This is a genomic window from Pseudoalteromonas luteoviolacea, assembly GCF_001750165.1.
Classification (GTDB): Bacteria; Pseudomonadota; Gammaproteobacteria; order Enterobacterales; family Alteromonadaceae; genus Pseudoalteromonas; species Pseudoalteromonas luteoviolacea_G.
In genome coordinates this window covers 1,640,558-1,653,787 of the sequence record NZ_CP015411.1, presented here as the reverse complement: position 1 = coordinate 1,653,787, position 13,230 = coordinate 1,640,558, and the positions used below count along the sequence as shown (strand labels likewise).

Below are 13,230 nucleotides of genomic sequence, written 5' to 3'. Positions count from 1 at the left end.
ATCTTAAGTAATGCAATTTAAATCTATTTAGCTAATCTGCTTTTCTAAATATCTGCAATGCAACCTGTGAAGATAAAAATAAGGTGAACGTAAACAATAAACCAAACAGCATCACAGGATCGTACCCCTCGACTATCGTTGAAATAACTCTCGCTATAAAGTTAAAAAAGAAATACATAGATGCAGGTAAAATAAGTAACCATGCTTTTTTATAAATACCTATGGCAGTAATGATAGCTAAACTCAAAGTGGGTGCACCCAGTGTACGTAAGTTAGTAAGCCCATAATCTGTAACGGCATTAAAACCACTGGGTTCATTAATAAAGGAAGGAAATAACATGGCCGTTAATGCCGCCGAGCCTAAAATAAGTACAAATATGCCACATAAAACTTGTGCGAATTTGATCATAAAAAGTGCCTATATCTCTGTTAGTTAATAACAAACATGTTATTTGAACTGACTAAGCGTAACTTGCACTATTCGGTCACTGATTTGCACTATTCAGTCAGACCGAGCTTTTCTCAACTCGGTAGGCGTGACATTAAAGTGCTGTTTAAACGCCCTTGAAAAGTAACTAAGCTCTTCAAAGCCACACTCAAGCGCAATATCTGTGACACGATCATTAGTGGTGTTTATTAACTGCGCCGCCTTTTCTAAGCGCTTTATCACAAGGTACTTATTGGCACTCGTACCATAAACTTGTTTGAATTTCCGATTAAAGGTCGATGTGCTCATATGGCATAAAAACGCCATTTCTTCGACCTTTAAAGGAGAATATAAATGTGTCTGTACAACCTGCTGTAACTTAGGTTGATTAGGAATAAAAAGTTCACTCAATAAAGACGTGATTTGATCGCTAACATCAACTTGCATGATGAGCTCTATCAGTTCTTGTATCTTTAAGACGATTAAAGTCTCTGTGATGTCATCTGGTTGAGAAACATACTGTTTTAGCAGTGTAAAATACCCATTAAGTAACGTGTGTTTTGGGAGCACCGCGGCTGAACCACAGTGTGAATCGTTTAAGTTTGAGTGAGCGCCCACAAATCTCTGCGGCAATGTATTCTGATATATCGATTGAATGAAAGACTGTGTTAACCTTACTCCCACAAATTCAACTGCGTTACCCTGTGGGCTGTCCAACCAACGATTAATGAAGTTATCCGCCTTCATCAGTAACGTATCCCCAGGCTTTAAAGAGATGGTTTTACCAGCGCAAATTAACGATGATTGCCCTTTGAAAATATGGATCAACCGAGCTTCATTGACTAAACCATCTTGATAAGTAAAGGGCGCAGAAAACTGCCTGAGTCCTACCACCACTTGAGCGTTGTAGCGCAGGGTCTTTAAAACTGCTTTGTGTTCTGGTGTCATCTTACTGAGTCAATTTTATGGGGTATCAAACAGTGTAAAGGAATGGGTTGTGTCTGTCTTGCCTATATACCTTAACGCTGAGGAGTTTAATACGCACATTGTGAACACATGAACTCATTCACAGTGCACTCTAAAGCCTAAGTTTGATCAACTTGTCGAACTGTTTTTATGGCTATTAGCATGCCATTGGGTTTTATACACTCTCTCTGGCTACTTCAAATAAGATGGTACTGACCGCTTTTCTTAGATTACTTGCAGGCAGTAAGGTTTCTGGGAGTAGTTTTGCACAAATAGACTCAGTATAACCCTGTAATAAAGAATCAAGTTTTCGGGGACTCAAAGTGCCCTCTTTTATACCATTAAAGGTATTCATAAGCCCCTGTCTATTTTTTTGCAGCTCCAAAATAACGGCACTGCGGATAGGGCTGTTTTGGCAAAGATGTTTTTTACATGCGCGTATAGCTACCTCCATAAACGCAGCAATTTCTTCGTTGCTGTGAGTTGGCTTATTTAAGCTTTTACGTTTACCCTGTTCTCTCGATATAGGGGTAATGCTGTTTTTAAAACCAAGGGCTCTTTCACCAATTAGTTCCATTTCATCACTTGTCAACATCTGTTCGCCAAATCGCGCAAAGTACATCGCTTTATCCGTTTCGTTTTTTAGGATAATTATGCGGGTAATTTTTCCGGTGTACATTACACTTTATTACACGCCCTGTTATAAAATTTAAATTTGTTGCGCCATATACAAAGCGATACAATACGGCTTTTAATCTACAGAGCCTGCTATCGTGCAATTTGAAGTTGAAGCCATTGGCCATATAGAATCTCCATACAAGCAAAAATTTGCCATTCCAAGACAACCAAGGCTAGTACCAGAGGCCACCGCAAAGCTGATATTCGGTGAAGCATTTAACCGTGAAGAGTTTGTACGAGGCATTGAAGAATTCACACACCTTTGGCTGCTATTTAGATTCCACGAAACCGCTGACAAAGGCTATTCAGCACTAGTGCGCCCACCCAGACTTGGTGGTAATGAGCGCAAAGGCGTATTTGCTACTCGCGCAACCTTTAGGCCGAATGGCATAGGCATGAGCGCAGTAAAGTTAGAAGGTGTCGAGTATAAAAATGGTCAGTTGGCGCTGCTGCTCTCTGGCATCGATTTACTCGATGGCACGCCAATTGTCGATATAAAGCCTTATCTGCCCTATTCAGATGCACTGCAAGATGCCTCAGCTGGATTTGCCGATACACGCCCCGAAACAGAAATGACGGTCTCTTTTAGCGAGCAAGCTCAAGACTTTATTCAAAAACAGCGCCAATATCCGGAGCTAATGAACTTTATCAGCAATGTCTTAAAGCAAGATCCAAGACCAGCTTACAAAAAGAAAAAACTACAAACACAAAGCTATGGCATGAGTCTTTACGAATTCAATATTCGCTGGCAAGTTGAAGATGAACATAACCATGTCATCGAAGTGAGCGCTGAGAAGCCGCAAACAGCCAAAAAACCACAAGATTAAATATCTTTACAGCGAAAATAACTCTTTTTAAGCACCTTAGGCACTGTTAAACTACGTGCCTAATTAAAAACACATAACATTGAACGGAACAAGCATGCGTACCAGTCAATATATTTTAGCGACTCAAAAAGAGACGCCTTCTGATGCCGAGGTGGTCAGCCACCAGCTAATGCTACGTGCGGGTATGATCCGCAAACTCGCTTCAGGCTTATACACTTGGTTACCGTCAGGTTTAAAAGTACTTCGTAACGTAGAAACTATTGTACGCGAGGAAATGGAAAAAGCTGGCGCAATCGAAATGTTGATGCCTATCATCCAGCCTGCTGATCTGTGGGAAGAATCTGGCCGCTGGGAACAGTTTGGTCCAGAGCTATTAAGAATTACTGATCGCCACAATCGTCCATTTGCACTTGGCCCAACACACGAAGAAGTGATCACTGACTTTGTACGTAAAGAAGTAAGCAGCTATAAGCAATTGCCTTTAACACTTTATCAAGTACAAACTAAAGTACGTGATGAAGTACGTCCGCGTTTTGGTGTAATGCGTGCACGTGAATTCACAATGAAAGATGCTTACTCTTTCCACCTAGATGACGCTTGTCTTGAAAAAACATATCAAGTGATGCACCAAGCATACTGCAATATTTTTGAGCGCCTAGGTCTAGATTACCGTCCAGTTATTGCTGACACAGGTTCAATTGGTGGCAGCGTATCACACGAATTCCATGTACTTGCAGAGTCTGGTGAAGATGCTATCGCGTTTAGCACAGAAAGTGATTACGCGGCAAACATCGAAAAAGCTGAAGCACTGGCACCTACAACTGAGCGCGCAGAGCCAAGCAAAGAACTGAATACATTTGATACACCAAACGCAAAAACCATCGCAGAGCTTGCTGAGCAACACGGTGTTAAAGCGCACAAAGGCGTTAAAACACTGATTGTATACGGCGCTGAAAACGAAGACGGTGAGCGTGGTCTGGTTGCATTAATCGTTCGTGGCGATCACGAATTAAACGAGCTAAAAGCTGAAAAGCTACCGCTTGTTGACTCTCCGCTTGAAATGGCAAAAGAAGAAGACATCGTTGCTGCAATTGGTGCAAAACCTGGCTCACTTGGCCCAGTTGGCCTTGATATGCCAGTGATTGTTGACCACAGCGCTGCTGTTATGTCTGACTTTGTTGCAGGTGCAAACAAAGACGGTGTGCACTACAGTGGGATTAACTGGGGACGCGATGTAGCCGAGTTCACAACTGCTGACATTCGTAACGTGGTTGAAGGCGATCCAAGCCCGTGTGGTCAAGGCACTTTGCAAATCAAACGCGGTATTGAAGTGGGTCATATCTTCCAACTTGGTAGCAAGTATTCAGAAGCAATGAATGCCGGCGTACTAGGCGAAAGCGGTAAAAACCAAGTTATGACCATGGGTTGTTACGGTATTGGTGTATCACGCATCGTGGCTGCGGCGATTGAACAAAACCACGATAAGTTTGGTATTAAGTGGCCACAAGCCCTTGCGCCGTTCGATATTGCAATCGTTCCGATGAACATGCATAAGTCTCACCGTATTCCTGATATCGCAGAAAAGTTTTATGCGGACTTAAAAGCAGCAGGTCTTGAAGTATTGTTTGACGATCGTAAAGAGCGCCCAGGCGTCATGTTCAACGATATGGAACTCGTGGGTGTACCATTCACCTTAGTCATTGGTGAGCGTAACCTTGATAACAATCAGGTTGAGCTGAAAAACCGCCGTACTGGTGAAAAAGTCATGTTAGACATTGACTCAGCGGTTGCTGAAATCACTAAGCTAATGGCTTAACTCTTCCCAATTTTAAAAACGCGCCTAAATGGCGCGTTTTTTGTTTTTGAGCGCAACCTTTGAAGAAAATGTCATCTTAGCGTCTCAATACTGATAAACGTTTGTCATCTCGTGCCTTTACCGTAGACATTATTACGCTTGAGAGTAAACAAGATGGAGCAAACTTACTACCCCAGCATATGGATTTCAGATGTGCACCTCGGTTATAAAGACTGTAAAGCTGAATTCTTATTGGACTTCTTAAATTGTACTCGCTGCGATACCTTGTATTTAGTGGGTGATATCGTAGATCTTTGGTCTTTAAAAAGGCAATTCTACTGGCACCCAAGCCACTATCAAGTTTTAGAATGTATTCAGAAAAAAGCAGAGTCCGGTACGCGTGTTATTTATATCCCGGGTAACCACGACGAGACGTTTCGCAATTATGTGGATATGACACTGTTTAATGTTGAAGTGCACCACACATACGTGCATACCACCTCAGCAGGTAAGCGTTTCTTATTGCTACACGGCGATGATTTTGACTCGGCCACCCGCTACAACAAATTAATCAGCATTATTGGCGATCAAGCCTATGATTTTTTACTGTTTTTAAATCGTTGGACCAACCGCGTGCGTAAGCTCTATGGCGGACACTATTGGTCGCTGGCCTCTTGGCTTAAAAACAGGGTGCATAAAGCTCGTGCAGCCATCGCCGCATTTGAACAAGCCGCTGTGCACGAAGCAAAAAAACAAGGTATGGATGGCATTATCTGTGGCCATATTCACCAGCCCAGAATTAATGTCACCGACGGCATCGTATATTGTAATGACGGTGACTGGATCGAAAACTGCACGGCACTTGTTGAAAATGAGCAAGGGCGCATTGAGCTATTGCATTGGTCTGATATACAAAAAGTATTGAATGTCGTTGAGTTAGACACACAAAATTTAGACGGCGTCAAAGCCGCCTAATTGCTATCTAAATTGCTATCTAAATAACACGGACTCTTTGCTAAACCAGCGTATACAAAACATCAGCAATGCCCCTGCAAGCAGTGCTGATGCAACAAAAATCATCACCACGGCACTGTAGTCAACAGTGCCTTTGATGATCTCTTTAATCGCTAAGGATACATTGGTAATGGGGATCCAAGCTGTGGTGGTATTGAGCGACATATTTGGCATCACTGACACGACAATGGGCACAAACACCAACATACTCAGCGGCCCCATATAGTTTTGTGCCTCTTTAAACGAGCGTGCATAGATTGAAATTGCCAACACCAAGGATGAGAGCATCACAGCCACAGGCAGTAGCAGTGCAAAAATCAGCATAAAGTCTGCAAACCTCACACTCGAAAATGCATCTTTAATGGTATCCAATATCCCTATTCCACCTGCAATGCTTATCCAAATAGCCATACTAGAGACGGTCACCAAAGCACAGGCAATAGAACTGGCTAATATTGTTAAAAACTTACCCAGTACCAGCTGTGTGCGCGTGACAGGTGTCAACAACAGAGTTTCAAGAGTCCCACGCTCTTTTTCACCTGCGCCCAAATCAATCGCAGGGTAACTTGCGCCCATTAAAACAAGCGGGATCAACATATAAGGGATTAATGCACCGAGCTTTTCACCGTAGTTTTCACGTTTATCTGCGGTATCCACTTTGGTAATGGTGATCGGTTTTAGAATTGCACTATGATGAGATTTAGGCGCCCCTAATGCTTCTAACGTAGCAGAACGAACGCCTGCAGCGTATTTATTAATAAGCTTCTCCAATCGCTTATATACAAAGTTAATCGATTGAGCATCATTAAATACCACATGCCAGATGACTTGCTCAGGTGTAGTTGTCAACGGCTTAACCTGTGGCTTGGGGATCTCAATACCAACATCTATTTTCCCCGCCTTTACAGCGGCTTTTAATGCATCGATGCTGTCAAACTGCTCATCTCCTTCATACGGTTTAAAGCTTTTATGATAAAACAGCATTTGCTCGAACTCTGATGAATGTTCTGCATTGGCAAGGTAGTAAGTATGCACCTTTTGCTCCGCTTCAAAGGTAGTTTTTGACGCTAAAAACCCAAGTAAAGCAAATAAGATAGGAAAGATAACGATTGGCAGAGCAATGACGAAAAACAGCGTTTTTCTATCACGCAGTAGCTCTTTGACTTCCTTTAAAAATACTTCAAACATCTGCACATCCGTGATTCACAATATTTAAAAACGCATCGTTTAGCTCAGTACTCTGCCCAGCTGTTTTAAACGCCTCAATACTGCCAGAAAAACGACTTTGGCCTTTATCTATCAAGCACACGCTATCACATAATAAAGCGATTTCATCAAGGTGATGGGTAGAAAACACCACTGGGGTATGCGCAGATTTGAGCTCACGAATAAACTGTATAATGGTTTGCTTGGTCATAATATCTAAGCCTGTGGTTGGCTCATCCAGCACAACGACATCAGGTTGGTGCACCACAGCTCGGGCAATATTGGTTTTTTGTTTCATGCCTGTTGATAAATGCTCAGCGCGTTTATCTAAAAAGTCGTCCATCGCTAATTGACTAAATAATTCATCACAACGTACTTTGAGGGCTTTGCCTTTTAAACCATGCAATTTGGCAAAGTACTCGACATTCTCTTTTGCCGTTAAACGTCCATATAAACCCGTTGTACCAGACAAAAAGCCAATGGCTTTACGACCTTTCAAGGGATGTTTCACAATGTTATGTCCAGATATTTCAATGCTGCCTGCATCAGGTTTGAGGGCGGTTGATAACATGCGTAACGTGGTAGTTTTGCCCGCGCCATTGGGGCCAAGCAACCCCAATACTTCACCTCTATCACAGCGAAAAGACACATCTTCTACAGAGTGAAAGAAGCCATCACGCTGCCTTGCATCACCACGACTGGTGGTATTTTCTAACTCTTTTGCGAGCTTAAAGCGTTTTTTCAGTCCGTTTACTACTATCACTTATCTTCCTTCTCTTAGGTCTAAAGTAGTTTTCATTCGCATAAAACGCTTCATCTTGCGTGTCAAAGTGCCAATCAGGTATGCCCAGCAGAGGAATGGGTGACATCTGTTTATTGTCATCCAACACCTTATCCGTTGTGATCAACTCAACCACGCGGCTATCCAAGTGTGCGTATTGCTCAAGTAAAGGGAGTGCAGCAAAAGACTCGTCAACTTGAATACATAGCAGCTTACCCGTAAGTCCGATGAACGGATTGGTCAGCATTTCGTAATTGGCATGGCCAAAAATAAAAGGTCGAGCTTCTTTATGCCACTTATCCTTATGTACAAAAAATGCGTCATGCCATAAATGCGAACGCAAATCTTCTTGCCATTGCATATGAGGCACCGCGAGTACCAATCCGCATTCATCAAACAAGGTTAATGCATTGCGTTTGCGGCTGCGCTCTTTTAATCCGTGCTGCGCAATTTCTTCAATATGCAGTTTATTAAGTAGACTTTTCGTTTTTGGAAATAAACACCAGATCATCGCCCCGAAAAAGTCATGCCAGTTATTTTCTCGCGTTGGTATCTGACCAGTTTGCGCAATGATCTCCTCGTAGTAGCGTGTTTCTTCTTCCAGCTTACTATTTTCAGTAAAAACAATATGCTTACCCTGCGCGTTTTGCTGATTAGTTTGCCCATTTAACCATTCAAAGCTTGGCCAGGTATCAAAGGCTTGTAAATTAAATATTGCCTGTAAATGCGCAAAAGGGGCTTGCGCAAACAATTGATTTTGCCAATTTTCAGGGGGAGTAAACTTTTTCATGCTGACTGTGCGTGCTCATTTCGCAAATTGTACTATTGCGCGCATTTTACCAAATACACGCGAGGGCGCAAAAAGATAAATAACGTCTGCGTACTTTTCCATCTAACTAGCACCATACATCGGCTAAAGTCGAATTTACTTTGCAATTATGGTATTAATTAGCCTGGAAGTAATCTCATAAAAAAGAAAGGTCATGAAACTAAAATTAACACTGAGTGCTCTGTCGCTTGCCATTTTAGCAGGCTGTGCAACGACAAAAAGCAACACACCTGAAGACATTGTCACGGCATATAATAGTATTAATGCCGTGCAACTAGGTGAACACATCAAAACGCTTGCCTCTGACGAATTTGAAGGCCGCGCGCCATCAAGCAAAGGCGAAGAACTAACGCTTGCTTATTTGACTAAACATTTCAAAGCATTAGGTTATGAACCAGGCAACGGCAATAGCTTTTTGCAAGAGGTACCGCTGGTATCAATCGAAGCCGATCCTAACATGACGCTAAAAATCGGTGAGCGCAGCTACCCGTACAAAAAAGGCATGGTGATGGGCACAAGCCGTATCAGCCCTGCACAGTCTCTAAACAACTCAGAGTTAGTATTCGTGGGCTATGGCGTCAATGCGCCAGAATATGGCTGGAATGACTACGAAGGTTTGGATGTAAAAGGCAAAACAGTTGTTATGCTGGTAAATGATCCGGGCTACGCAACAAAAGACCCTAAAGTGTTTAACGGTAATACCATGACTTACTATGGACGTTGGACATACAAATATGAAGAGGCAAGCCGTCAAGGTGCAGCTGGTGCCATCATTATTCATGAAACAGCGCCAGCATCTTATCCATGGGAAGTGGTTGAGAACTCTTGGAGCGGTGAGCAGTTTGGCTTCCAAAAAGAGAACAACAACATGGACCGCGTTGCGGTTGAAGGTTGGATCAGCGTTGATGTTGCAAAAGAGCTCTTTGCAGATGCGGGCCTAAACTTTGAAGATGCCAAAAAGAAAGCTGCTGAAGGTGCATATCATGTAGACATGGGCGGCTTAACTGCGTCTGTCGATGTGAAAAGCACTATCAAAAAATCAGTATCATATAACTTTATCGCCACGCTACCGGGTGCTAAAAAATCTGATGAGCACATCATTTACTCTGCGCACTGGGATCACCTAGGTGTCGATCCTAACCGCAAAGGCGATAAAATTTATAACGGTGCACACGATAATGCGACAGGCACAGGCGGCATCATTGAAGTGGCAGAGGCATTCGCTAAATTACCGCAGCGCCCTGATCGTTCGATCACCTTCTTAGCGGTCACCGCAGAAGAGCAAGGTTTACTAGGCTCTAAATTCTACGCTGAAACACCTGTGATCCCAGCAAACCAGACCGTTGCAAATATCAACCTAGATGCCCTTAACTTACTTGGTAAAGTAAAAGACATCAGCGTTGTTGGCCTTGGTAAATCATCACTAGATGGCGTACTTAAAGAAGTGGCTGATGAGCAAAACCGTTCAATCTCCAATGAGTCAAACCCATCTGCAGGTATTTACTATCGTTCAGACCACTTTGCTTTTGCTAACATGGGTATCCCAGCTATGTATGCAGGTGGCGGCCATGAACCATTCGACGATGCTACAGCAAAATACCGTAAGCGCATGAGCCTTGTGCTACGAGGTTGTTACCATCAGCCATGCGATCGCTATAGAAAAGAGTGGGATCTCAGTGGCGCAGTCCAAGATCTTCAACTATTTTTCAAAGCTGGTTACTTAATTTCTCAAGAAGAAGCGTGGCCAACTTGGAGTGCAACATCTGAGTTTCAAAGAAAATAAATGGAAATGATATTGATTTTCATTTAATTTAACACTAAAGTGCAACTGTTATTAGGTTACCGGTTGCACTATATGCTCTCATACTCTCGTTCTTATCCGTTCAAGGCGGCTTCTCAATTTGCCTATTTGGCAGCAAATAAGCGGTTGATTCTCCCGCTATTATTGATAGCAACTTTATTTTATGCACCTATCCGTGACATCGCGTTAGGCACACTAGCAGACGCTTTTTTCCAAGTCAGTGTGTTTGTTGCTGGTACCTTGGCAATTTATTATTACCTCGTTGAAAAACTCCCTCAGTTAGAACTCAGTTACTTAAACAAAAAATCTCCAGCGCTTGAAGTCACCATGGCAGCAGTGCTTGGCGCTTTACCCGGATGTGGCGGCGCCATCATCGTCGTAACTCAATTTACCAAAGGGCAAGCAAGCTTCGCTTCTGTTGTAGCGGTTTTGACAGCCACCATGGGTGATGCGGCATTTTTACTTTTAGCTAAAAAACCGCTTGAGGGCATGAGCATCATTTTGTTAGGTATTGCAGTAGGCACTATTAGCGGCTTGGCTGTTAACCTTTTTCACAAAGCGGATTACTGCAGGCCCAAAGCCAACGACAAACAAGTAGAAGACTGCGACCCACCCACTTTTGCAGTACGCATGAGTGAACCAGTATGGAAAATTGTGTTATTTCCTTGTATTGCGATTTCGTTAGTAATGGCATTTAACATGGACTTGGGTCAGTTTGAACAACCTATCGAACTGCTGGGTGCGGGCATGGCTATCTTTGCAGTGGTTATATGGGCGCTGTCATCTAAAGGTAAAACTTATAAGCAAATTACGGCAGAAGAAGAAGAGGTTAAACCCCCTTCTCGATTAGCTAAAATCCTTCAAGACACGCATTTTGTCACTGCATGGGTTGTGGCAAGCTTTATGATTTACGAACTATCGGTCGCGTTATTTGGCTTAGACTTAGCAGCTTGGTTCACAGAATATGCGATTTACGCGCCGCTTATTGCGATTATGATCGGATTACTGCCAGGTTGTGGTCCGCAAATCGTGGTAACCAGCCTATATATTCAGGGTGTATTGCCATTTAGTGCACTGGCAGCCAATGCTGTAGCCAATGATGGCGATGCGCTATTCCCTGCGATTGCACTGGCACCAAAGGCAGCACTTTTAGCAACTGCCTATTCAGCAATTCCAGCTTTGTTTGTCGGGTACGGTATTTACTACTGGAACCTACCCTAACCAATTTTCAATTAGCATATTCACAACCAGAACAAAAAAGCGACCTCATGGTCGCTTTTTCATATCTGTTATTTATCGAACTCGTTAAGTTACTTTTCTATCCAAGGTTTAACACTGACCAAGTTAGCAAGCACGTTGAATCGAGTATCATCATTTTCCCAGCTGTCATTTACATGAAAACGGCAACGATTCAATTCGCAGCTGACGCCCTCACCACTTAAAGCGACATCGTTTTCAAACTCCACCGTAACACCGTTTTGATCAGGCAATATGAAAGACAATAGCTTACCCACAAATACACCTGATAAATCGCTCAATAGCGTCTCAAACTCTGTGTGTAGTTGATATAGCTTGTGCTTTGTTAAATGCTGGTTTTCAAAGTATGCAGATTCAATTTGGATCTTAATCTCGCAATAAGTCGCAGTCTCAGGTTTTACAACTACCACCGCTTTGTCTTTATCAAGCTTTTCGTCAATTGGTAACATCAACTGTGCATTTTCAGTATAGTGCAGCGGCATTGAAGTTTGCTCAGTAACTATGTTTCCCTCTGCAATGGTGCATGGCCTTTTACTCTCACCTTCAACCAAGTAGAAGTTCACTCGAGCAAACTCAAAATCACCTTTTTTGACCACCTTGAGGCGGTCATAAAAGCCCTCATAGGAGGCTACAAACTCTTCAGCGAAACAACCAAAGCTGCTAGATAACAGCAGCAATGGTAAGATCCTATTCTTCATCAAAATAAGCCTTGTTATGTCTGATCATATCATTGAGTTCTTCAATGTAATCTTGTCCACGTTCAGAGTATGACATTAAACCCGGGGTTAAAGCCGTTGCAATGATCTCTTTTTTATCCGCCCTCAACTGTGCGCGAACTGCGCGGAGCTCTCGGTATGCATCATGTGTATTTATATTTCTAAAATACGAGGTAACCGATGCCCTGACCGATTTAAATGCCGCCACTTCATGCGCGGCCTCATCAGCACGACGCTTCGGGATCATCCCGCACCCCGAACGATAACACCACTGCCCAAAAAAGTTTAAACCAATACGTGCAAACCGAGATGTACCCCAAGCAGATTCATTGGCCGCCTGCATTAATGCCAACTCTTTGGGTATAATATCAACTCTATCAAGGGCCAATTTTAAACTCTCAGAAGTGATCTCACTTTGATCTATCTTATAAAGTTGAAAAATAGTTTGCACCCGTTCAATTTGCACATCACTGAGCAGCTCTTCAAACTGCAACATCATGAGTGCAATCTCAATACTGGCTCTTTGTTGCAGTATCACCTTATTTTCGGCCTCTACATGAGGTTTGATAAAGTCGAAAAAAGTTTTTTTCTTAGTTGCGATATCTTTGATCGAGCCAAAGTCAGGAAGTTGCACATTATGAAGTGGCTGCTCAGGTATTTCGACTTCAGGGATCTCAACGATAACTTCTGGTACTTCTATTGGCTCTGGCTTTTCCGGTGGTTCAGTTATAAATGGATAAATAATTGCGTACAAAGAGACAGCAATTAATAAAATCTTAATCAAATTAGAACGCATGATTCTCCTCTCACTAGTACCTACCAAACGAGCTATCTGAACTTCCTTTGTCAGAGAAAGACTCGTTGTACTTAGTTCATCTCATAAAACGGCGACCGATTATAGCAACAATAGTCGTTAAACGCGAATTTATGCCA

The 13,230-nt window shown here is 42.7% G+C and carries 13 protein-coding genes; 5 read left to right on the top strand and 8 right to left on the bottom strand.

Translation table 11 applies throughout. The features are described 5' to 3' along the window. Positions 1-31: 31 nt before the first annotated feature. From S4054249_RS07155 to S4054249_RS07145, 3 genes are all read right to left on the bottom strand, one after another. On the bottom strand, positions 32-409 hold the full coding sequence (locus tag S4054249_RS07155; RefSeq protein ID WP_046358182.1) for a hypothetical protein: 378 nt from the start codon (positions 407-409) through the stop codon (positions 32-34). 93 nt (positions 410-502) lie between these two features. Next, the gene (locus S4054249_RS07150) at positions 503-1,375 is read right to left on the bottom strand and encodes a helix-turn-helix domain-containing protein (protein ID WP_046358181.1); all 873 of its coding nucleotides are present in this window, start codon (positions 1,373-1,375) and stop codon (positions 503-505) included. A gap of 193 nt (positions 1,376-1,568) precedes the next feature. Further along, on the bottom strand, positions 1,569-2,072 hold the full coding sequence (locus tag S4054249_RS07145; protein ID WP_155401419.1) for a hypothetical protein: 504 nt from the start codon (positions 2,070-2,072) through the stop codon (positions 1,569-1,571). A 94-nt stretch (positions 2,073-2,166) separates the two neighbouring features. Between S4054249_RS07145 and tsaA the strand changes: the two genes are divergently transcribed. The 3 genes from tsaA to S4054249_RS07130 all read left to right on the top strand — a co-directional run bounded on the left by tsaA (position 2,167) and on the right by S4054249_RS07130 (position 5,668). After that, positions 2,167-2,898, top strand: coding sequence for a tRNA (N6-threonylcarbamoyladenosine(37)-N6)-methyltransferase TrmO (gene tsaA / locus S4054249_RS07140; RefSeq protein WP_419555209.1), 732 nt, complete (start codon positions 2,167-2,169; stop codon positions 2,896-2,898). Positions 2,899-2,992: 94 nt separating this feature from the next. Beyond that, a complete protein-coding gene (locus S4054249_RS07135; protein ID WP_063881467.1) occupies positions 2,993-4,714 on the top strand; it encodes a proline--tRNA ligase in 1,722 nt (573 codons plus the stop codon). 153 nt (positions 4,715-4,867) lie between these two features. Beyond that, the gene (locus S4054249_RS07130) at positions 4,868-5,668 is read left to right on the top strand and encodes a UDP-2,3-diacylglucosamine diphosphatase (protein ID WP_046358177.1); all 801 of its coding nucleotides are present in this window, start codon (positions 4,868-4,870) and stop codon (positions 5,666-5,668) included. A 15-nt stretch (positions 5,669-5,683) separates the two neighbouring features. Here S4054249_RS07130 and S4054249_RS07125 read toward each other — a convergent pair whose 3' ends face one another. From S4054249_RS07125 to S4054249_RS07115, 3 genes are read right to left on the bottom strand one after another with little or no spacing between them, the layout of a single operon-like run. Beyond that, positions 5,684-6,895 carry an ABC transporter permease gene (locus tag S4054249_RS07125; RefSeq protein WP_046358176.1) on the bottom strand — a complete coding sequence of 404 codons (1,212 nt, stop codon included), beginning with the start codon at positions 6,893-6,895 and terminating at the stop codon, positions 5,684-5,686. Beyond that, positions 6,888-7,676, bottom strand: coding sequence for an ATP-binding cassette domain-containing protein (locus S4054249_RS07120; RefSeq protein WP_046358175.1), 789 nt, complete (start codon positions 7,674-7,676; stop codon positions 6,888-6,890). The genes S4054249_RS07125 and S4054249_RS07120 overlap by 8 nt, the downstream gene beginning before the upstream one ends. Beyond that, on the bottom strand, positions 7,642-8,484 hold the full coding sequence (locus S4054249_RS07115) for a DUF3025 domain-containing protein (RefSeq protein ID WP_046358174.1): 843 nt from the start codon (positions 8,482-8,484) through the stop codon (positions 7,642-7,644). The genes S4054249_RS07120 and S4054249_RS07115 overlap by 35 nt, the downstream gene beginning before the upstream one ends. A 193-nt stretch (positions 8,485-8,677) precedes the next feature. Here S4054249_RS07115 and S4054249_RS07110 point away from each other — a divergent pair, with 193 nt between their 5' ends. Together S4054249_RS07110 and S4054249_RS07105 are read left to right on the top strand one after the other, a co-directional pair. Beyond that, positions 8,678-10,306 carry a M28 family metallopeptidase gene (locus S4054249_RS07110; RefSeq protein ID WP_046358173.1) on the top strand — a complete coding sequence of 543 codons (1,629 nt, stop codon included), beginning with the start codon at positions 8,678-8,680 and terminating at the stop codon, positions 10,304-10,306. 72 nt (positions 10,307-10,378) lie between these two features. Next, the gene (locus S4054249_RS07105; RefSeq protein ID WP_046358201.1) at positions 10,379-11,545 is read left to right on the top strand and encodes a putative manganese transporter; all 1,167 of its coding nucleotides are present in this window, start codon (positions 10,379-10,381) and stop codon (positions 11,543-11,545) included. An 89-nt stretch (positions 11,546-11,634) separates the two neighbouring features. Here S4054249_RS07105 and S4054249_RS07100 read toward each other — a convergent pair whose 3' ends face one another. Then, the gene (locus S4054249_RS07100) at positions 11,635-12,279 is read right to left on the bottom strand and encodes a DUF2987 domain-containing protein (protein WP_046358172.1); all 645 of its coding nucleotides are present in this window, start codon (positions 12,277-12,279) and stop codon (positions 11,635-11,637) included. Then, positions 12,269-13,093 carry a glucosaminidase domain-containing protein gene (locus tag S4054249_RS07095; RefSeq protein WP_046358171.1) on the bottom strand — a complete coding sequence of 275 codons (825 nt, stop codon included), beginning with the start codon at positions 13,091-13,093 and terminating at the stop codon, positions 12,269-12,271. The genes S4054249_RS07100 and S4054249_RS07095 overlap by 11 nt, the downstream gene beginning before the upstream one ends. Positions 13,094-13,230: the final 137 nt, after the last annotated feature.

Coding starts and splice junctions, on each gene's coding strand:
- S4054249_RS07155 (WP_046358182.1), bottom strand. CDS start 409: ATGATCAAATTCGCACAAGTTTTATGTGGCATATTTGTACTTATTTTA.
- S4054249_RS07150 (WP_046358181.1), bottom strand. CDS start 1,375: ATGACACCAGAACACAAAGCAGTTTTAAAGACCCTGCGCTACAACGCT.
- S4054249_RS07145 (WP_155401419.1), bottom strand. CDS start 2,072: ATGTACACCGGAAAAATTACCCGCATAATTATCCTAAAAAACGAAACG.
- S4054249_RS07135 (WP_063881467.1), top strand. CDS start 2,993: ATGCGTACCAGTCAATATATTTTAGCGACTCAAAAAGAGACGCCTTCT.
- S4054249_RS07130 (WP_046358177.1), top strand. CDS start 4,868: ATGGAGCAAACTTACTACCCCAGCATATGGATTTCAGATGTGCACCTC.
- S4054249_RS07125 (WP_046358176.1), bottom strand. CDS start 6,895: ATGTTTGAAGTATTTTTAAAGGAAGTCAAAGAGCTACTGCGTGATAGA.
- S4054249_RS07115 (WP_046358174.1), bottom strand. CDS start 8,484: ATGAAAAAGTTTACTCCCCCTGAAAATTGGCAAAATCAATTGTTTGCG.
- S4054249_RS07110 (WP_046358173.1), top strand. CDS start 8,678: ATGAAACTAAAATTAACACTGAGTGCTCTGTCGCTTGCCATTTTAGCA.
- S4054249_RS07105 (WP_046358201.1), top strand. CDS start 10,379: ATGCTCTCATACTCTCGTTCTTATCCGTTCAAGGCGGCTTCTCAATTT.
- S4054249_RS07100 (WP_046358172.1), bottom strand. CDS start 12,279: ATGAAGAATAGGATCTTACCATTGCTGCTGTTATCTAGCAGCTTTGGT.
- S4054249_RS07095 (WP_046358171.1), bottom strand. CDS start 13,093: ATGCGTTCTAATTTGATTAAGATTTTATTAATTGCTGTCTCTTTGTAC.